Origin of the sequence: Desulfovibrio sp., from assembly GCF_018379785.1 — a bacterium.
Classification (GTDB): Bacteria; Desulfobacterota; Desulfovibrionia; order Desulfovibrionales; family Desulfovibrionaceae; genus Desulfovibrio.
The window spans coordinates 1-19,400 of the sequence record NZ_JAGZUV010000060.1 but is presented as its reverse complement, the minus strand read 5'-3'; the positions used below and the strand labels follow the sequence as shown (position 1 = coordinate 19,400).

The window sequence follows — 19,400 nt, the reverse complement described above, 5'->3', positions numbered from 1 at the left end:
AAACTACTCTGGAAGAAAAAGGTCGGGCAGCTCAACTAACCTGACAACAGGCACCATCAAAACGGTACCGACTGTCAGATCAAGTCTGAACTACTACAGATCAATTCCTGCGCCGAACACTGTTCCGGCAGCCGGATGCTAATGATGGATTAGCGTCAAGGTTTTAAGACCGTAATAGTGATGAAACGTGATCAGTACATTTCTTTTTCCGCATCCGCGACCATTTCATCCATGAGAGCGCCAGAACGTACGTTCATGGCATCAGCAAGCTGAACCAACATATCAAGATTCGGCACACTTCTCCCTCCTTCAAGAGCGGAGATAAATCCTTTACTGACACCCACACTATCAGCAAGTTGCCGCTGTGAAAGACCCGCAGCTTCTCTGTGCCGCTTGAGTACATTCGGCATAAATCTGCGTGCTATTTTTTCTTCATTTGCCATTCTCGAACATTACTGCTGGCTTTTCTCAATCCGAGTAGTTATAACTACTCGAAAGTGCCAATAGCTACTCAATCTTGTCTGATGAAAAGCAGCTTTCCCCCAATATATCGGGCACCTTTGGACTAACAAATATTATATATTGAATAATTTTAAATAATTATGGAGGGAGTATGGGTACATTGGGCTTCCAAGAACAACTGGAGCGCATCAAACTCATTTCTGACGCAAGGACACAGGTTGAGTTGGCGAAATTTCTGGGCATCCGGCAATCGGAGGTGTCCGATGCCAAGCGACGCAGAGAAATCCCTTCCAGCTGGCTTGTAATCTTGATGTTAATGAAAAATGTGAATCCTGAATGGATTCTTACAGGAAAAGGCCCTTACTCTATTACCCGGCTTCCAGTATTGAACGACCATGAGATTGAAGAAGTCATTGTCGCGGAAAAATCTGATAAGGAAGCACTCAGGCGTTTACCTTCACGCATACTTGCGGATGAATTAGTAAGGCGAATCGTCATTTCACAAGAAAAAATATTTTGTTCAAATAATTGTGGCGAACTACAGGAAGGTGAATAAAAATTAGGAAAATTGAAATTTGATGTAGATTAACCAGTAAAAATTTACTATTTTATAATCCTCCCTAGAATTTCGACAACTCATGAACGGTTCGAAATTCTCCTATTACATAAAATATAAAATGAATACATTACGAAATAGTATAATGCCTGTATTGGATTATGCAACACTAAGCGCGAACCATTGAGAGAACGGATATTCGCAAAGGCAACAACACATGGAAGCAGGCATATTGGTTCGGAATGTGGATGCGCTTTTGCCGAAGGATTGGGCAAAGCCGGATGAGGAAGATATCCGGCCCAAGAAGGCGGGACGACCGAAGAAAAATACCACTCAAAAAAGCTGAGCGTGATTCTCACGAATACGAATAACTGATGCACGCGCATGCGCGCCGTGCTTCACTGTCCGTATCAACGCTCTACGAATGTAATTACCGCAAAACATCTTGAATGCCGGGTCGGGCGGCAGACATGAAAACAGAGCCGCGCGACCGTTCAGGTTATGTTCCTGTCCGCATCCTCGGCCTCTTCCCGCTCGCCTTTTTGCTTTAACGCGCGCTTGTGGGCATACATCTGGGCGTCCGCGCGGGTCAGGGTGGCGTGGATGTCCGCATCGCGTTCCGGGTCAAAGCTGGCGATGCCGTAGGCGAAAAAGAGCGGAAAGCCCGCCACGCTGATATGCAGGGCCCGCGCGTGCAGTTCGTCCATTTCGTCCCGCAGGGCGGCCACATCCACATCCCGCAGCAGGGTGGCGAATTCGTCGCCGCCGGTGCGGTAGGTTTCGCCCCGGTTCTTGAAGCGCTCCACCAGCAGGCGCGCCAGGCTGATGATGTACTGGTCCCCGGCGGCATGGCCGCGCTGGTCATTGACCTTTTTAAGCATATTCAGATCGCAGGTGAGCACGCTCAGTCCCTGCTGCTCATTGCGGTCGTGGAGACGCTTGGTGTCCAGCTCAAAGGCGTTGCGGTTGTTGATGCCGGTCAGCAGGTCGGTATAGGCCAGCTTGCGGTACAGGGGCACGGAAAGGCGGCGCAGCAGCCAGGTGGTGACAAAGATGAACAGCAACACCAGCGCGCAGGAGCCGACCAGGCTGATGGACAGCGCCTTGCGGATGCTTCCGGCAATAAGACCGGCGTCAAACTCCATGACAATGGCCCCCACGGTGCGGCCCTCCCGGCGGATGGGCTCGCAGGCGGGCAGCACGTCGCCCCAGTCCGTGCTGATCACCTTGTCCGCATGCGCGGGGCTGCCCCGGAGGCAGCGCGTCAACAGAGGCAGCACCTCGGGTTCGATGAGATCCCCGATATGGCGGAAGTCTTCGGCGGCCGGATCCAGGCCGTCCACCACATAGACGGCCTTGCCTTGGTCGTTGAGCCGGGCCGTGTAGAGATAGCGCACGGCCGTCAACTGCCGCACGCTCGTGAGCAGATTCTGAACCTCGGCATACAGGGGACTGTTTTCGTCGGCGGGGCTGTTGAGTTCCAGCAGGCTTTGCGGCGGAATGCGGTCGGTCAGATAGGAAAAGATGGCGCCTGAACGCTCCAGCACCGTGTGGCTGACGCCCATGGTCACCTGATAATAAAAAATCCCGAAAATGGAGATCGCCGTGGCCAGAATGGCCAGGGGGACGCTCAGCAGGATTTTTCTTTCCACGCCGGACAACGGCGTACTGACGGAATCCGTGTTCATGTCTCCGGTCCAGGATGCCTATCCGGCTGAGAAGGCCGCCAAATGCGGACTACAAGCGCCCAGTGAGATAGGGGACTATACACCAGGGCCGGGCATGATTCAACGAAAAGCTGACGCGTGTCCCGGCGGGCGCTGAACTTGCCTCAAACCCCTCCCGTCTGTATAAGGAATAAGGCCGCCGCGCGAGGCGCGGCACGGCCGAGGAGTTTTCCATGTCCCCTTTCACAAAAAACAGCGAAATGACCTCCCTCATTCTGGACAGCCTGCCCATGGGCGTGCTGTTCTGCGACATGGACTACATCATCCGCTTCGTGAACAAGGCCTATGCCGATCTGCTGGGCCGGCGGCCCGAAGAACTGCTGGGATGCGACATCACTGAAATCATCCCTCACTCGCGCGCACGCGTGGTGCTGCGCGACGGCCGGGCCGAAATGGGCGAACTCTGTCAGCTCGGGCCGGGCAACGCCCTGCCCGTGGTGGTCAACCGCATTCCGGTGCGCGACGGCCAGGGGCGGCTGGCGGGCATGGTCTCCCAGGCCATTTTCAACGATCCCGAAGAGCTGAAAAAACTCTCCTCCAAGATCGACCACCTGGGGCACACCCTTAATCAGTATAAGCGCCGGATCAAGGCCAGCCTGGCCCCGCAGTACAGCCTGCGCAGCATTCTGGGCGAAAGCGCGCCCATGCGCCGCCTCAAGCAACAGGTGCGAAGCTATGCCCAACTGGACGCGCCGGTGCTGATTCTGGGAGCCACGGGCGCGGGCAAGGAACTCTTTGCCCATGCCCTGCACGCCGAAAGCCCGCGCGCCGAAGGCCCGCTGGTCAGCATCAACTGCGCGGCCATCCCCAAGGATCTCTTTGAGTCCGAGCTGTTCGGCTATGCGCGCGGCGCGTTTTCCGGCGCGCATCAGGACGGCAAAATCGGCCAGATCGAACTGGCCGACAAGGGCACCCTCTTTCTGGACGAAATCGGGGAAATGCCGCCCGAGATCCAGGCCAAGCTCCTGCGCGTGCTGGAAAGCCGCAGCGTCTGCCGGGTGGGCTCGGTCAACGCCCGCAACGTGGACTTCCGCCTGGTGGCGGCCACCAACCGGAACATTTCGGCCATGCTCAGCGCGGGTTCTTTCCGCGAGGACCTCTACTACCGCATCAATACCTTTGTGCTGGAAATTCCGCCGCTCTGCGAGCGCGCGGACGACATCCTGCCCATCGCCCGCTACGTGCTTTCGCGCATGGGCCTGGAACATCTGGCCTTTGCCCCGGAAGCCGAGGCGGCCATGCTGGCCTTTTCCTGGCCGGGCAACGTGCGGCAGTTGCACAATGCCGTGGTGCACGCGGCCACCATGCGCCACGGCGACATGATCCAGGTGGACGACTTCCCGCCGGACACCCTGCCCAGCGCGGACCTGCCCATGCGCGCCGTAGCCGCCGGGGATCTTTCCGACATCATGGCCGACACCGAGGCCGTGGTCATCCGCAAAGTGCTGGCCGAACAGGGCGGCAATGTCTCGCGCACCGCGCGTACCCTGCATATCGCGCGCGCCACGCTGTACGAAAAGCTGCGCAAGTACGGCATCAGCCGCCGGGGCGCATAGATTCAGCAAGCCTGAAAGCAAGCCCGCCGATTCCCGGCCCGACGCCTCAAACCGCCGGAGTTTTGAATGCCTTTTCCGCCACAGATAAAGGCCGCCCTATGGGCGGCCTTGAGGCTGTTGACAACGTCGGCAGCCCCGAAAATCAGGAGCAGGTCGCGGCTTTGCCGCGCCGTTAAGCGACGGATTTTCGTGCCTTTCCACCCCGGCGGCTAAGCCGCCGTTGGTGGCGCAAACCACGCGAAGCGGGGTTTGTCATCAGTCTGAAGGCCGCCCGATGGGCGGCCTTGTGATTCAGATGCGGCGTTTCGCGTCGGCTCAGAGTTTGAAATCCGGCTTGTCGCGCAGGTATACTTCGCCCCCACGGGCCCAGTAGCGCAGCCCGGCGTGGTCCTTGAGCTTTTCCAGGGCCTTGTTTTCCGCCTCCGCGTCTTCGGACCAGAAGCGGATCTTCACCTGGCGCATGCCGTCGTCGGAAATGATCGAGAGCACCGTGGAAATGCGCACCCCGTATTCCTTGAGCAGATCCAGAATCTCGCGCAGGGTGCCGCGCTTGTTCTCCAGCTTGAAGGCCATTTCCACGCCCTCGGGCATGGCGGCCCCGCTGATGCTGACCAGGGCCTTGAAAATATCCCATTCGGTGAGAATGCCGACCAGTTTTTCCTCGTCATTGACCACCGGCAGGCAGGCCACACGCTTTTCAATCATCAGCAGGGCGGCCTGTTCCACCGTGCCCTTGTAATTGATGGTCACCGGGTCCACGGTCATGATCTGCTTGGCCATGGTTTCGCCCAGGATGTCGAGCACTTCCAGAATTTCAAGGCCCGTGGTGCGCTGGGGCGCGAAGGCGTTGATGTCCGAGGCGGAAATCAGGCCCACCACGACCTTGTCCGCATCCACCACGGGCAGGCGGCCGATGTGGTTGTCCTTGAACAGCTTCCGGCAGTGGAGCAGGGAGGTGTCCGGCGGAACCGAGATCACATTGGATTTCATCCAGTCAAGTATCAGCATGGCATGCTTCCTTTTGGCGAATTTCCGCCCGGCGGCCCTGCCGTCGATGGCGGCGCAATGCCCGCGAAGCGGGGTTTGTCATCACGCGGAGGCCGCCGCGGAACGGCGGCCGTTCCGTGGTTATGCCCGGGTGTGATCGCAACCGCAACCCTGGAGCTTTTTGCGCAGGAATTCCGGCAGAATGCCGCGCACGGATTCGGCGGACACCATGCGGCGCATGATGCCCAGCTGGTCCTGCAGGGGCAGCTGTTTGGGACAGACGTTGTCGCAGGCCAGCAGGCCCATGCAGCCGAAAACACCATTGTCGTCGCCGATAAGGTCGTAATAATCCGCCGGGGTGCGGTTGTCGCGCGGGTCGATATAGAAGCGGGCCATGCGGTTGATGGCCGTGGCCCCGATAAAGTCCTCGCGCATGCGCGCCGTGCCGCAGGCCGCCACGCAGCAGCCGCACTCGATGCAGCGGTCCAGTTCGAAGATCCGGGTGGCCAGTTCGTTGTCCATGCGCTCTTCCTGAGCGTCCGGGTCAAAGGCCTTGTTGGTGTGAATCCAGGATTCGATCTTTTTGCCCACATGCCGGAACCAGGTGCCCGTATCCACCGAAAGGTCGCCCAGCAGCTTGAACACCGGCAGGGGGTGCAGGCTGATGCGGGCGGGCAGATCGCAGGTCTGGGTATGGCAGGCCAGGCCCGGGCGGCCGTTGATGACCATGCCGCAGGAACCGCAGATGCCCGCGCGGCAGCAGAAGTCGAACTGCAGGCCGGCGTCCTGGGTTTCGCGGATCATGTTCAAGGCAATGAAGAGCGTCATGCTGGGATGCTCTTCCAGGTTAAAGGTCTGCATGTGAGGCTGGGAATGGGGATCCAGCGGATTGTAGCGAAAGATCTCAAACGTCAGGTTGCGTCCCATGTCGGCCTCCCTTAGACCTTTTGCGCAAAGGGCTCGATTTCGCCCTCCCCGATGTCGCCGGGGATGATCTTGCCGCCGCCGTAGCCCCTGTCGCCGGGCGGCAGGATATAGAACGGCGTGGCCTTTTCATAGTTGAGGGTGGGCAGGCTGTCGCCCTCCTTCCAGGTAGCCAGGGTGCGCACCAGCCAGTCCTTGTCGTTACGCTCGGGGTAGTCCTCGCGGGCATGCGCGCCCCGGCTCTCGGTGCGCTGCTGCGCCCCGTAAGCCGTGCACAGGGCCAGCTTGAGCATGCCCGGCACGCGCAGGGCCATGGAAAGCTCGCCGTGCGGGCCGGGGATGTTGCCGCCGCGCAGGCGCATGTTCTTGCTGCGCTCCAGCAGGTCTTGGAGTTTCGCCACGCCGGCTTCCAGATTCTTGCCGTTGCGGAAGATGCCCACATGCTCCATCATTATGTCCTGCATGGCGTTGCGCAGGGTGTAGCAGTCGTCGCCCGTGCCCCGGAGCAGGTTTTCGATGCGCTCGCGCACCTTGGCCGCCGCGTCGCCCATGGCCGCCGTGGAGAATACGCATTCATAGCCCTGCAGGAATTCCACCAGTTTTTTGCCCACAATGCGGCCCGACACGATGGTTTCGGCCAGGGAGTTGCCGCCCAGGCGGTTGAAGCCGTGCATGTCCCAGCAGGCGGCCTCGCCCGCCGCGAACAGGCCTTGGAGGCCGTAGGCGTGGCCGTCCTTGTTGATGCGCACGCCGCCCATGCTGTAGTGCTGGGTGGGCCGCACCGGGATGAGCTGATGGATGGGGTTCACGCCCAGGAAGTGCGTGGAGATGTCGTAGACTTCCCGCAGGTTGGTGGTGATGTGCTTTTCGCCCAGATGGCGGATATCCAGCCAGAGATGCTCGCCGTAGGGGCTGGGCACGCCGAAGCCCTTGCGCATGTGCTCGGTCATACGGCGGGAAACCACGTCGCGCGAGGCCAGTTCGGCCTTTTCCGGCTCGTAGTCGGGCATGAAGCGGTATTCGTTGACGTCCAGCAGGGTGCCGCCGTCGCCCCGGCAGCCCTCGGTCACCAGAATGTCCGTGGGCACCGTGCCCGTGGGGTGGAACTGCACGGCCTCCATATTGCCCAGCGGCACCACGCCCGTGTCCAGAGCGGTGATCTGGCCGCCGCCGTCGCAGATCACGGCATTGGTGGTGGCCCGGTAGATGCGCCCGTAGCCGCCCGTGGCGATAAGCGTGGCCTTGGCGAAATAGCCCACCAGCTCGCCGGTGCGCAGATCACGGGCCACGCAGCCCATGCAGCGCTCGCCGTCATGCACCAGGGCCTCGGCCTGCACGCGGTCGTGCACGTCCACGCCCAGTTGCAGCAGGCGGTTGTCCAGGGTGAAGAGCACGGCATGGCCCGTGCCGTCCGAGGTATAGCAGGTACGCCATTTGGCCGTGCCGCCGAAGGCGCGGGAATGGATCAGCCCTTCGTTCTCGGCTTTTTCCGTGGCCTGAAAGGGTTTGCCGCCCTTGTAATAGGTGTGCTCGCCGGGCACCACCCGGCTCCAGGGCACGCCCATCCAGGCCATTTCGCGCATGGCGATGGGCGCGGTCTTGGCGAACAGACGGGCCACCTCCTGATCGCAGCCCCAGTCCGAGCCTTTGACCGTGTCGTTGAAATGGATTTCCGGGCTGTCGCCGTCGCCCATGATGGAATTGCCCAGGGCCGCCTGCATGCCGCCCATGGCCGCCGAGGAATGGGAGCGCCGGGGCGGCACCAGACTCAAACAGATGACGCTGAAGCCCGCCTGCGCGGCTTCCACAGCCACGCGCTCCCCGGCCAGACCGGCGCCCATGCAGAGAACATCACTTTGAAAAACACGCATACGCACCCCCCTATCCCAGGAACCAGACGCGGGCCAGAGCCAGCACGCCGAGCACAAGGTAACAGCCCATGACAATCCATATCCACCTGCGCCAGCGGGCGCGCTCGGCCTTGGTGCACACGCCGTACTTCACGGCCAGGCGGTACACGCCGACGCCCGTGTGCAGAATAACGCAGGGCAGAAAGACCACGTAAAAGGCCAGCCAACCGTCGTGCAGGCGCTTGGCGCTGCCCGCCACGTTGATGGGCAGGTTGGTCATGACCGTGTAGACGTGGAAGAACACGCCCACCAGAATGACCACAGCGGTAAAGACCTGCACCAGCCAGAGCCAGGTGTCGGCCTCGCGCAGGCTTTTGCTGTGGCGCACGAAAATGCCCAGCTCATTGGCGCGGAAGGGCATTTTACGGGCCGCGATCCAGAAGTGGAAAATCACCAGCAGCACGATGAGCGGGGCCACGACCTGGGTCAGGAAGGTGGCTTCCAGCAGCCAGGCGATGCCGTTGGTCAGCGCGGGGCTGATCACCACGCTGCCTTCCAGCAGCAGATGGACACAGACGAAAAGGGCCAGCAGCGCGCCGGACGCGGCTTGCCAGAAATCCAGGCGGGTCCGGGCGTCGGCGGGGGCTCTCATTGGCGCCATAGCAACTCCTTATAGGAAAGTATTCCGTATTGCGGACACGGCGGCACGCCGGAATGGCCCGGCGCGCCGGGCCGTTACAACTGCCGATACGGGGCCTGGCCCGTTTCGTAGTAATTGTCGCCCAGGCTGTCGATGACCACGATGGCCGGGAAATCCTCCACTTCCATGGCGGCCACGGCTTCGGGGCCGAGATCCTCATAGGCCAGCACAGTGTACTTTTTGATGCTGCGGGCGATGAGCGCGCCCGCGCCGCCCACGGCGGCCAGATAGGGCATGCCGTGCTTTTTCATGGCTTCCACCACTTCCGGCTTGCGGTAGCCTTTGCCGATCATCCCCTTGAGGCCCTGATCCAGCAGCCGGGGCGTATAGGCGTCCATGCGGCCCGAAGTGGTGGGCCCGGCCGCGCCGATGGCCTGCCCGGGCTTGGCGGGCGAGGGGCCCACGTAATAGACGACAGCGCCGCGCAGATCCACGGGCAGCGCTTCGCCCCGGTCCAGAGTCTCCACCAGCCGCTTGTGGGCCGCGTCGCGCGCGGCCAGAATAACGCCGGAAATCAGCACCCTGTCTCCGGCCCGCAGGGAGCGCGCCGTGGCGTCGTCAAAAGGGGCGCGGATGCGTTTGACCTGATCGTCGGACATGTCTCGCCCTCCTCCTGGAGCATTTAACACTTGAAATGCTCGCTTACGGCGGGCAAAGCCCGCCTGCTCGCATTTTGTGACAAGGATTTGTCTGCAAATCCTTGAGAGCAGTTACCGCATTTCATGCGTGAACCGCTCTAGAGTACGACTTCCGCGTGGCGGGCCGCGTGACAATTGATGTTCACAGCCACGGGCAGGGAGGCGATGTGGGTGGGAGCCCACTCCACATGCACCTTGAGGGCCGTGGTCAGGCCGCCCAGGCCCTGCGGACCGATGCCGGTCTTGTTGATCATTTCCAGCAGTTCCCGTTCAAAGGCCGCGTAGCGCGGGTCCGGGTTGACGCTTTCCAGATCGCGCGCGGCGGCTTTTTTGGCGCAGATGGCCGCCACCTCCATGGTGCCGCCCAGGCCCACGCCGACCACCAGGGGCGGACAGGAGTTGGGACCGGCGGCCAGCACCGCGTCCAGCACCACCCGGCGCACGCCCTCGATGCCGTCGGCGGGCACCAGCATTTTCAGCACGCTCTTGTTTTCCGAGCCCGCGCCCTTGGGCGCGAGGCGCAGGCGCAGATGGTCGCCGGGCACAATGCGCGTGTGGAGAACGGCGGGGGTGTTGTCCCTGGTGTTCCTGCGCTCGAAGAGCGGCTCGGCCACGCAGGATTTGCGCAGGTAGCCGTCCACATAGCCCCGGCGCACGCCTTCGTTGACGGCGTCCTCAAAGCCGCCGCCCACAATGCGCACATCCTGCCCCACCTCGGCGAACACCACGGCCAGGCCTGTATCCTGGCAGATGGGCATGGTTTCGCGCGCGGCGATGGCCGCGTTTTCCAACAGCTGGTCCAGAATATTCCGGCCCACCGGCGACGGCTCCTGGGCGCGGGCCGCCCGCATGGCCTCGACCATGTCCTCGGGCAGGCGGCAGCAGGCCTCCACGGCCAGACCGGCCACGGCCTCCGTAATGGCAGTAACGTGAATTTCCTTCATCATTTCTCTCCGCCGGAACGGCTTACGGATGGAAAGGCCAGATCATGGGAATGAGCAGCCAGCACATAATCAGGGTGATCAATTGCAGGGGCCAGCCGGCCTTGACGTAATCCAGGAAGCTGTACTTGCCCGGCCCCAGCACAATGGTGTTGGGCGGAGTGGCGATAGGCGTCAGGAAGCAGGCCGAGGCGGACATGGCGATGCCCATGGTAATGGGCAGGGGCGAAATGCCGCTGGCCAGGGCGATGGGCAGGGCCAGCGGGGCCATGAGCGCGGCCGTGGCCGTATTGGACATGAAGTTGGTGATCAGGGCTGTAAGCGCGCAGCAGACCAGCATGAGCATCCAGGGGTCCGAAACCATGCTCACCACGGCATTGGCCACAATGGCGGCCGCGCCGGACTTGGCCATGGCCGCGGACATGGAAAGCATGCCCGCAAAGAGGAAGATGGTGGTCCAGTCCACGCTACGGAAGGCCTCGCGCATGGTCATGCAGCCGGAGATGACCATCAGGCAGGCGCCCAGTATGGCGGCCGTGGTCAGGGGCATGAGCTCGCTGGCCATCATGAAGACAACAAAGGCGAAAATGGCGATGGAGTACCACATCTTGTTTTCGCGGCGCGTCTGGCCCTCGATGACGATGTCGTCGTCCATCTGGCGGCCTTCGGGAAGCAGACGGTGCCCAATGAGCCCGTAATAGGCCAGACCGACCACCAGCAGGGGCACGCCGATCAGGCCGAACTCAAAGAAACCGAAGGGGGTTTGCCCGGTCTGGACCAGCATGGAGTTGATAATGCCGTTGGGCGGCGTGCCCACCAGAGTCACGGTGCCGCCCAGGGAGGAAGCGAAAGCCACGGGCATGAGCACCTTGCCCGGCGCCAGTTTGGCCTTGATGCACATGCCCAGAATCATGGGCACGGCCACCACGGTGGTGCCGGTGTTGGACAGCACGGTGGAGAGCAGGCCCACGGCGGCCATGGTGTAAACCAGCAGCAGCACGGTATTGCCCTTGGAGAGGCGCACGGCCAGCGCGCCGACCTTGTCCGCGAAGCCGGTAATGAACGTGGCCTCGCCCACGATGAACATGGCCATGAACAGGATGACCGTGGGATCGCCGAAATAGCTGAAGGCCACCTTGGAGGTAATGACGTGCGTCAGGGAAAGCGCCACCGGCACCAGCAGGGCGGTGATGGGCAGGGGTACGACTTCGGTGAAGAACATGACCGCCGCCGCTACCAGGATGCCCAGCGTGATGTAGGCCTTGGTGGGGTCTTCAGGCAGTTTTATGCCCATGCCCGTGGCGGCGAGAGCGTCCTGCCCCGCCAGCACGGCCGCCAGAGCCAGCAGCATCACTGCCAGTAAAAAAGACCGTTTCATCCGTCAACCTCCAAAGTTTCAGAGTTGAAGGCGTCCCCGTACGCGTGCCGCCAACGGGGTTCCACACGGCTTCCGGCACACAGCGGCCGGAACGACTATAAAAAGATGGAAAAGCATTGCATATGGAAGCAATACTGACAACCCCATTTTGTTGAATGACTGCTCAACTTTTATGTTTTTTTCAAGCATACCGCGATAGATAGGGGGGAAAATTTTATAAATCCATATGTTGCGTAAAAAATCACAATTGTTTTGCCTTCACCATACATGTGATACCAAATTGTGATATATATGGTATCAACAGCAAAAAAGTCGTCATCCATAGCAGAATGTACGGACTTTGTGAAAACATTCCACCAATACAAAGAGTAATTTCATCGCCTGCCCGCTTGCCCGGAACGGGCAGCGCCCGGGCCTGAAAAAACCCGGCCGAGATTTTTCCGGCCGGGCTTTTTTGTATGGTATTAGAGCAGTTCACGCATGTTATGCGTGAACTGCTCTGCAAGGATTTGTCCGCAGTCTGAAAACGGATTGCTCTCAACGCCGGCTACGGGCGTTCGCCCTTTGCCAGACGGGCGTTGATCTTGTCGATCAGGCCGGGCAGATCCGCAATGCTCGAAATCACATAGTGCGCGCCCGCCTCCCGGAAGGCACGGCCCAGCTCATCCTCGCGGCGGCAGAGTTCGTCGGCAGGCAGGGCCGCCGCTTCCTCGGCGGTCAGGCCCAGGGCATTGCTGGTGCGGGTCACGCCCACGCTCCAGTGCCCCGCGTTGATGCCCTCTTCCACGTCGGCCAGGGTGTCGCCGACCTTGACCACGGCCTCCGGCGGATGCACGCCCAAGCGCATGCAATTGAGATAGCACATCCACGGCCAGGGGCGGCCCTGGGGCACCTCGTCGGCTGTGACCACCGCGTCGGGTTTATACCCGGCGGCCTCGGCACGCGGCATGAGGCGGACCATCATGTCCCGGCTGTAGCCGGTGCAGGAGCCGATCTTGAGGCCCTTGTCGCGCAGGGCGGCAATGGCCTCCACACAGCCCGGCACGGGCATGGCATAGTCCGCCAGGGTTTCGGGCATCAACTCCTGCACGGCGGCAAAAACCGTGTCCGTGGCGGCATCGTCGGGCGCGTTGCCGTGTCCGGCGCGCCAGAGTCCGGCCAGGCGCGGCATGGCCAGCATGGTCTGCACGTGCTCGCGCTTTTCGCGGCCCATGGGAGCGCGCACTTCAGCCACCTCGGGCTCTATGCCGTGGCGCTCAAAGGCCCGCGAAAACACGGCCACCGGCCCACGGCAGCCGTGGTCCACCGCCGTACCGGCCCAATCCAGAATAACGGCCTGTACCGGCCCCGTATATACTGTGCGACGCAGAAAAGGCTTCATGAACTGTCCTCATGTACGGATTAGAGCATTTTCACAATGAAAGTACTCTGTACTGTTACAAGGCCTGCGAGATTTCCGTAGGCGGGCTTTGGCCGCCTACGGAAATCTCAAGCGCAATATGCTTCAGAGCAGTCTGCCTTTGAAACGCTTTGCGTTTCAAAGGCGAAATGCTCTAAAAAAAGAAAGCGCGGGGAAATTTCCCCGCGCCGCTGTCGATCAGCGGTCCCGCCGGAAGATCCGGCGGGACCGCGTTCAGTCACCAGTCACTTATTTGGGGAAGTACTTCTTGTCCAGCTTTTCGTACTTGGGCAGGAAGCGGGTGGGCAGCGCCAGAGCGTCGCGGCGGAAAGGCGGCGCAAGGCGGGTGCCGTCGGTCATGATTTCGATGACGGCCGGACGGCGGTTCTTGTAGGCCGTTTCCAGGGCATTGGCCAGGTCGGCCTGGGTGTTGACGGTGTAGCCGTCGGCGCCCATGGATTCGGCGATCTTGGCATAGGACTTGGACCAGATGTCCGCGCCCACGAAGCGGTTGTTGTAGAAGTCCACCTGGTTCTTCTTTTCCGCGCACCAGGCGCCGTTGTTGTACACGGTGGCAATGACGGGCAGGTTGAACTGGCAGGCGGTGGGCACTTCAAACAGGCTCATGCCCCAGGCGCCGTCGCCGGCGATGGAGACGACCGGCTTGTCCGGGCAGGCGAGCTGCGCGCCCAGAGCGGCCTGATAGGCGAAGCCGGTGTTGCCGAAGGTCAGCGTGGCGATGTCGCGTTTCGGATTGCGGAAACGCAGGTAGCTGTTGGCCGTGGAGGAGGTGTTGCCGATGTCGGTGGTGGCGATGGCGTCGTTGTCGTACACGAACTTGCCGACCACTTCCAGGGCCTTGCGGGGATGCATGCGGCCTTCGATCACCGGCTCGTTGGAGATCTCGTCGATTTCCTTGTGCCAGAGGGCCAGTTCTTCCTTGACCTTGTTGGCAACGGCGGTGATGTCCTTCTTGGGCATGGCTTCACGCAGCTGCTTGTACAGTTCTTCGGAAGCGTCCTTGGCATCGGCGCACAGACCCACGGTAATGGGGTGGGTCTTGGCGATATGCATGGGGTTGATGTCGATCTGGACGATCTTGGCCGTCTTGGGGAAGTAGTTGATGCCGTCCTGGGGCAGGGTGCCGAAGTAGGACAGGCGGCTGCCGATGGCCAGGATCACGTCGGCCTTTTCCATCAGACGCATGGCGGCATGGGAGCCCATGTAGCCGATGGGGCCGCACCACAGCGGATGGTCGGCCGGGAAGGCGTCGTTGTGCAGGTAGCTGCAGGCCACGGGAGCGGCGATGTGCTCGGCCAGGGCTTTGACGGTATCCACGCAGTCGGCGTCAACCACGCCGCGGCCGGACACGATCACGGGATTCTTGGCGGCTTTGAGCACTTCGACGGCGTGCTTGAACATTTCCGGGTTGCCGATGCCGCCGGGGGCCACGCGGTACTGGGAAGGCTTCAGGATTTCTTCATCCAGCTCGCCGTAGAAGTAGTCGCGCGGGATGTCCACCAGCACGGGACCGCGCATGGCGTAGGCGGCACGGAAGGCGGTGCGCAGCACGTCGGCGGCGCGTTTGGGATGGGGCACGCGCAGGGAAGCCTTGGTGATGGGCTTGAACAGATTCCACGTGTCGCATTCCTGGAAGCCGTCCCAACCCACGGAAGCGGAACCGGCGCTGGGCGAAAGGATGATCATGGGGCTGTGCGCCATGTTGGCGGTAGCCACGGCGGTCACGTAGTTGGTGATGCCGGGGCCGTTCTGGCCGATGACAACGCCGGCTTTGCCGGTCATGCGGCAGAAGGCGTCTTCCATGTGGCCGGCGGTCTGCTCATGACGCACGGAGATGAAGTCGATGCCCGCGGCCGGGAAGAGGTCCAGCAGGTCCATGTAGGCGGAACCGAGGATACCGCTGACGTGTTTAACGCCTTCTTCCACCAGGACTTCGGCCATGGCCTCACTGGGAGTCATTTTAGGCATAATTGCTCCTTTTGCTTTCGCGCTGTTTGTGATGCTTGCGATCCGCAACCGCCCGTTCCTCGCGCCCGCATCCCCGCGGCACGACGGAGAAAAGCGGAAAAAAGAGGAAGAGCGGCCTGCAGGGCCTGAGAACACCCGAAAATTGTGACAGAATTAGCAAATTGCGTGCCGGACGGAAGGTTTTCGTATCCGCCTCAATTTCATAGCTCTTTCCGAACAGCAGCCTTGCGGCGGCTTTTCCGGGCGGCAAAACCGTCTTATAATCCGGACAGTGTCTGTCAAAAATGTTCAATTTTCCGGACAGACCGGACAGTTCAGGACACTATGGTTTTCATTCTACATGACTCCCGCGCCGTTGTCACCGCGTGCCGCGCGGACACAGGCCGCCGGGCGTGCGGGATGGGGCATAAAGGCCGCAGGATTCGCGGCGCGCTGCCGCGTCCCGCCCCGCTCCTCCTGCAAATGCCGCAGGCATTGCCCGGCCGTGGCAAAATTCCCGCGCGCGGCGCGGTAATCCGGCACCTGCCGGGCCTGCCCGTGGTCGTAGAGGATCAGGCCGCCGGCAAAAGCGTCCACGTCGTCGGGATCATGGGTGATGATCACGGCCGGGATGGTCAGATCAGCCAGCAGTTCCAGCAGTTCCTCGCGCAGGCGTTCGCGCAGCAGCGGGTCCAGGGCGGAAAAGGGCTCGTCCAGCAAGAGCAGTTGCGGATCAGCGTTGAGGGCGCGGGCCAGGGCCGCGCGCTGGCGCTGCCCGCCCGAAAGCTGCACCGGCAAGTGCCGGGCCAGATGCCCGATGCCGAAACGCTCCAGCATGGCCTGGGCCTTGTCCCGCTCCGTCGCGCAGACCCGCCAGGGCCAGCAGCCGGTGCGGGCGTAGGCCACATTCTGGAGCACGCTCAGATGGGGGAATAGCGCGTACTCCTGAAACATATAGCCGATGCGGCGGCGACGGGCCGGCACACAGACATTGGCCGCACCGTCATAGAGCACGCGCCCGCCCAGGCGGATATGCCCGGCATCCGGGCGGGTAAGTCCGACCAGACATTGCAGGGTCAGGCTTTTGCCCGAACCCGAGGGGCCGAACAGAACCACGTGCTTCTGGCTGTTCCCGATCTCGTAGGCCACATCCAGGCTGAAGGGCGTATCCGCATTCCGGAAGGTTTTACGCAGATGCAGCGAGATCATCGGGGCCGCCTTTTCCATTTCAGTTTCAGCAGCAACTCCGCCGCCATCAGCAGACTGACGCAGACAGCGGAGGTAATGATCACCAGCCAGACGGCCTGCGCATCGTTGCCGGCCTGAAAGGCGTCATAAATCGCCAGGGCCAGGGTCTGGGTCTTGCCGGGGATATTGCCCGCGATCATCAGTGTGGCTCCGAATTCGCCCATGCCGCGCGCGAAGGCCAGCATCAGCCCGGCAAAAATGCCCTTCCAGGCCAGAGGCAGGGACACGCTCACAAAAACCCGCCACTCCGAGGAACCCAGGGTGCGGGCCGCGTTTTCCAGCTGGGGGTCCACCTGCTCCAGAGCCGCCCGCGCGGATTTGTAGATCAGAGGAAAAACCACCACCGTGGCCGCCACCACGGCTCCCTGCCAGGAAAAGATCAGATTGATGCCCATGTCGGCCAGCCAGTGGCCGAACACGCCGCGCCGCCCCACCAGCAAAATGAGATAATAGCCCAGCACCGTGGGCGGCAGCACCAGCGGCAGGGTGCAGAGTGCGTCCAGAAGGGCGGGCAGGGGCCCTCTTTTCCTTGCCAGCAGCCAGGCCATGAACGTGGCCGCCACAAAGGAAAGCAGAGTCGCCATGCCCGCCACCCGGAGGGAAAGTTCCAGCGGGCTCAGAATGGATATCTGCTCAAAATCCATAAGATCGGGTCACCCTGTCCGCTGCAAAGAAAAATAATCTGATGACACGCCTGGATATTCCACGGCATTTGAGGATTTTTGACCGCCGACAAGGCACATATATTTTTTGCGCGGGGAATGGGCTCTTCTCGCCCATGACCCAAGCAAAAAACGTGTGTAACACCGCCGGCGGTCAAAAGGACCAACTGCCGTTAAGGCTTGGAAAAGCCGTACTTGGCCAGCACCGCCTGCCCTTCCGGCGACAGCACGAAGTCCAGGAAGGCCTGTCCCATCTTGGGGTTCTTGCCCGTGGCGGCCACGGCGATGGGATAGAGCACGGGCTTGTGGCCCGGCGCCGCCAGGACCACGTCCACCTTGCCGGCCTGCTGATTGGCATCCGTGCCGTAGACAAAACCCGCATCCACTTCGCCGCGCGCCACATAGTCCAGCACCTGACGCACGCTGGCGCCCTGGATCACCTGGGGCTGGAGCACGTCCCAGAGTTTGGCGCTGGTCAGGGCTTCGCGGGTGTAGCGCCCGGCGGGCACGGAATCGGGATTGCCCACGGCGATGCGCTTGAAGTTCTTGAGGTCGGCCAGATCAGCGGGCTTCTTGCTCCCGGCGGGCACGATGAGCACCAGGTCGTTGAGCGCGAAATCCTTGCGCGTGGCCGGGTCCACCACCTTGGAGGCCACGGCCTTATCCATGGTGGCCTGGTCGGCGGAGGCGAAGACGTCCACGGGCGCGCCTTCCTGAATCTGCTTCAGCAGCGGATTGGAGGCGGCGAAGTTGACATGCGCGGTGAGACCGGGATGTTTTTTCTCAAACATGCCCTTGAGCTCGGTAAAGGCGTTGGTCAGGCTGGCCGCCCCGGAAATGGTCATTTCCGCGGCGTTGGCGGGCAGGGTCAGCAGGCCGACGCAGGCCAGGGGCAGAAAAAGGCGGAAAAGGAAGGGCGTTTTCATGTCTGTTGTCTCCTCCATGAGCAATGGACGGCGCAACGCCGGAAGGGCGATGCCGCGCTGCCGCCACTCTACCCCAGCGGCACGGACCGGCAAGCCGCTCACGTTTTGCGGCAAAAACGTGAATACTGTACAAAGCCGGTACTCTCCCTGTATAAGGGGGGAAAAACGCGGGAAAAGCATGGACAAAACAGCAAAGCGTGAAGAACTGGCGGGGCTGCTGCGCTCGCTCGCCCCGGTGGACATGGCCTGGCTGCGCCAGCGCCTGCTGCGGCGGGATTCCGTTGCCCTGCTGCAGGATACCGGCCGGATCAGCCCGCAGGAACTGTTGAGCGTGGAGTCCTGGCTCTGGGAGCGGGCCGCGGCGGCGCGCGGGCCGCGCGAAAAACGTCCCCGCCTGCGCATGTGGCTGATTTTCATGCTCTTGCGCTACGCGGGTCTGCGCCTGGTGGAAATTTTCGCGCTGGGCCCGTCGGACATGGACTTACAGGGGGGGAGCATCCGCGTGAAGGGGCCCTGCGGCCGCGAGGTGCCGTTGCCCCTGGCCGTGAGCCGCCGCCTGCGCCGGGTGCTGGAAGATCCGGGCCTGTTTCCGGCCAGTCCGGAACTGATGCGTTGCGACGCCAGTTACGTGCGGCGCAGTCTGCAACAGTGCGGCGCGGCCTGCGGCCTGCCCAAGGGCCTGCTGAGCGCGCGCAGCCTGCGCCACAGCCGGGCTCTGGAACTGGGCCGCCAGGGCCTGCCTCTGCCGGTGGTGGACATCTTTCTGGGACGGCGCGCCGGTCCCGGCCAGAGCGGCATTGTGCGCTGCGATCCGCAGAAGGCGCAACGCCTGCTGCGTGAACAACTGCAAAGGGAGCGACCCATGAAAACCAGCGCCCGGAACGTGTTTCAGGGAAGGATTGTCTCATTGCGCCAGTCCGGCCTGCTGGTGGAGGTCATCCTCAGCACCGCCGGCGGCCTGCGCGTGGCGGCCCTGATCACGGATGAGAGTTACCGCAGCCTGGCTCTGGAGGAAGGCAAACTGGTCAACGCCAGCGTCAAGGCCCCCTGGGTGATGATCGAAGCGGGCGCTCCGGAAGGCGGCAACGGCCGCGTGAACGCGACGTCCGGCGCGGAAAACCGCTTCGCCGCCGTGGTGGAACGGGTGCGCGAGGACGGAATGGTCATGGAAATCCTGGCGGCTCTGCCCGAAGGCAGCCAGATCTGCGCCCTGCAAAGCAAAGGCCCGGCCACGGGCGCGCCGTTGCGCGCCGGAGACAAAATCACGGTGCTGTTCAAGGCTTTCTCGGTGATTCTAAGCCTGGATTAGGGGCTGTCTCTAAATTGGCGCTTTTGACTTCCGGCGGCGTTATCGATGCCGTCTTTATCCGTACAACGGCTAGGGCCTGTTAACGCTATGCCTTTTTGCCCTCCTGCCGCGTCAGATTTCACCTGCTTTTTCGGTCGAGTACCAGAAGAGTACACTCCCTCAAAGCAGG

At 61.8% G+C, this 19,400-nt stretch carries 18 protein-coding genes; 4 read left to right on the top strand and 14 right to left on the bottom strand.

Going from position 1 to position 19,400, the window contains the following annotated elements; genetic code table 11:
- Window positions 1-191: 191 nt before the first annotated feature.
- On the bottom strand, window positions 192-443 hold the full coding sequence (locus KH208_RS12010) for a helix-turn-helix transcriptional regulator (protein ID WP_291436595.1): 252 nt from the start codon (window positions 441-443) through the stop codon (window positions 192-194).
- Between the two features lie 170 nt (window positions 444-613).
- Here KH208_RS12010 and KH208_RS12005 point away from each other — a divergent pair, with 170 nt between their 5' ends.
- Together KH208_RS12005 and KH208_RS12000 are read left to right on the top strand one after the other, a co-directional pair.
- Entirely contained in the window at window positions 614-1,018 is a 405-nt protein-coding gene (locus KH208_RS12005; RefSeq protein ID WP_291436594.1) for a helix-turn-helix domain-containing protein, read from the top strand.
- Window positions 1,019-1,235: 217 nt separating this feature from the next.
- Entirely contained in the window at window positions 1,236-1,364 is a 129-nt protein-coding gene (locus tag KH208_RS12000) for a hypothetical protein (protein WP_291436592.1), read from the top strand.
- A gap of 148 nt (window positions 1,365-1,512) precedes the next feature.
- Here KH208_RS12000 and KH208_RS11995 read toward each other — a convergent pair whose 3' ends face one another.
- Window positions 1,513-2,706, bottom strand: coding sequence for a GGDEF domain-containing protein (locus tag KH208_RS11995; protein WP_291436591.1), 1,194 nt, complete (start codon window positions 2,704-2,706; stop codon window positions 1,513-1,515).
- 212 nt (window positions 2,707-2,918) lie between these two features.
- On the opposite strand from KH208_RS11995, the gene KH208_RS11990 reads away from it, so the two are divergent.
- On the top strand, window positions 2,919-4,301 hold the full coding sequence (locus tag KH208_RS11990) for a sigma 54-interacting transcriptional regulator (RefSeq protein WP_291436590.1): 1,383 nt from the start codon (window positions 2,919-2,921) through the stop codon (window positions 4,299-4,301).
- A 315-nt stretch (window positions 4,302-4,616) separates the two neighbouring features.
- On the opposite strand, the gene KH208_RS11985 is transcribed toward KH208_RS11990, so the two are convergent.
- The 12 genes from KH208_RS11985 to modA all read right to left on the bottom strand — a co-directional run bounded on the left by KH208_RS11985 (window position 4,617) and on the right by modA (window position 17,922).
- Complete coding sequence (locus KH208_RS11985) at window positions 4,617-5,309, bottom strand: CBS and ACT domain-containing protein (protein WP_291436589.1); 693 nt, start codon at window positions 5,307-5,309, stop codon at window positions 4,617-4,619.
- A gap of 120 nt (window positions 5,310-5,429) precedes the next feature.
- A complete protein-coding gene (locus tag KH208_RS11980) occupies window positions 5,430-6,215 on the bottom strand; it encodes a fumarate reductase iron-sulfur subunit (protein WP_291436588.1) in 786 nt (261 codons plus the stop codon).
- Window positions 6,216-6,226: 11 nt separating this feature from the next.
- On the bottom strand, window positions 6,227-8,083 hold the full coding sequence (locus KH208_RS11975; RefSeq protein WP_291436587.1) for a fumarate reductase flavoprotein subunit: 1,857 nt from the start codon (window positions 8,081-8,083) through the stop codon (window positions 6,227-6,229).
- Between the two features lie 10 nt (window positions 8,084-8,093).
- A complete protein-coding gene (locus tag KH208_RS11970) occupies window positions 8,094-8,723 on the bottom strand; it encodes a succinate dehydrogenase/fumarate reductase transmembrane subunit (protein WP_291436586.1) in 630 nt (209 codons plus the stop codon).
- Window positions 8,724-8,797: 74 nt separating this feature from the next.
- On the bottom strand, window positions 8,798-9,361 hold the full coding sequence (locus tag KH208_RS11965) for a Fe-S-containing hydro-lyase (RefSeq protein ID WP_291436585.1): 564 nt from the start codon (window positions 9,359-9,361) through the stop codon (window positions 8,798-8,800).
- Between the two features lie 137 nt (window positions 9,362-9,498).
- Window positions 9,499-10,344, bottom strand: coding sequence for a fumarate hydratase (locus KH208_RS11960; protein ID WP_291436584.1), 846 nt, complete (start codon window positions 10,342-10,344; stop codon window positions 9,499-9,501).
- A 22-nt stretch (window positions 10,345-10,366) separates the two neighbouring features.
- Window positions 10,367-11,719 carry an SLC13 family permease gene (locus KH208_RS11955; protein WP_291436583.1) on the bottom strand — a complete coding sequence of 451 codons (1,353 nt, stop codon included), beginning with the start codon at window positions 11,717-11,719 and terminating at the stop codon, window positions 10,367-10,369.
- Window positions 11,720-12,266: 547 nt separating this feature from the next.
- Window positions 12,267-13,100: a phosphonoacetaldehyde hydrolase gene (phnX, locus tag KH208_RS11950; RefSeq protein ID WP_291436582.1), complete on the bottom strand. Its 834-nt coding sequence runs from the start codon at window positions 13,098-13,100 to the stop codon at window positions 12,267-12,269.
- Window positions 13,101-13,367: 267 nt separating this feature from the next.
- Window positions 13,368-15,107: a sulfoacetaldehyde acetyltransferase gene (gene xsc / locus KH208_RS11945; RefSeq protein ID WP_291436580.1), complete on the bottom strand. Its 1,740-nt coding sequence runs from the start codon at window positions 15,105-15,107 to the stop codon at window positions 13,368-13,370.
- 336 nt (window positions 15,108-15,443) lie between these two features.
- Entirely contained in the window at window positions 15,444-16,295 is an 852-nt protein-coding gene (locus KH208_RS11940; RefSeq protein ID WP_291436578.1) for an ATP-binding cassette domain-containing protein, read from the bottom strand.
- On the bottom strand, window positions 16,292-16,978 hold the full coding sequence (modB, locus tag KH208_RS11935) for a molybdate ABC transporter permease subunit (protein ID WP_291436576.1): 687 nt from the start codon (window positions 16,976-16,978) through the stop codon (window positions 16,292-16,294). Before modB ends, KH208_RS11940 begins: the two co-directional genes overlap by 4 nt.
- A 191-nt stretch (window positions 16,979-17,169) precedes the next feature.
- Complete coding sequence (modA, locus tag KH208_RS11930; RefSeq protein ID WP_291436574.1) at window positions 17,170-17,922, bottom strand: molybdate ABC transporter substrate-binding protein; 753 nt, start codon at window positions 17,920-17,922, stop codon at window positions 17,170-17,172.
- 178 nt (window positions 17,923-18,100) lie between these two features.
- On the opposite strand from modA, the gene KH208_RS11925 reads away from it, so the two are divergent.
- Window positions 18,101-19,231 (top strand): TOBE domain-containing protein, encoded by a 1,131-nt coding sequence (locus KH208_RS11925; protein ID WP_291436571.1) that lies wholly within the window; start codon window positions 18,101-18,103, stop codon window positions 19,229-19,231.
- The last annotated feature ends 169 nt before the right edge of the window (window positions 19,232-19,400 follow it).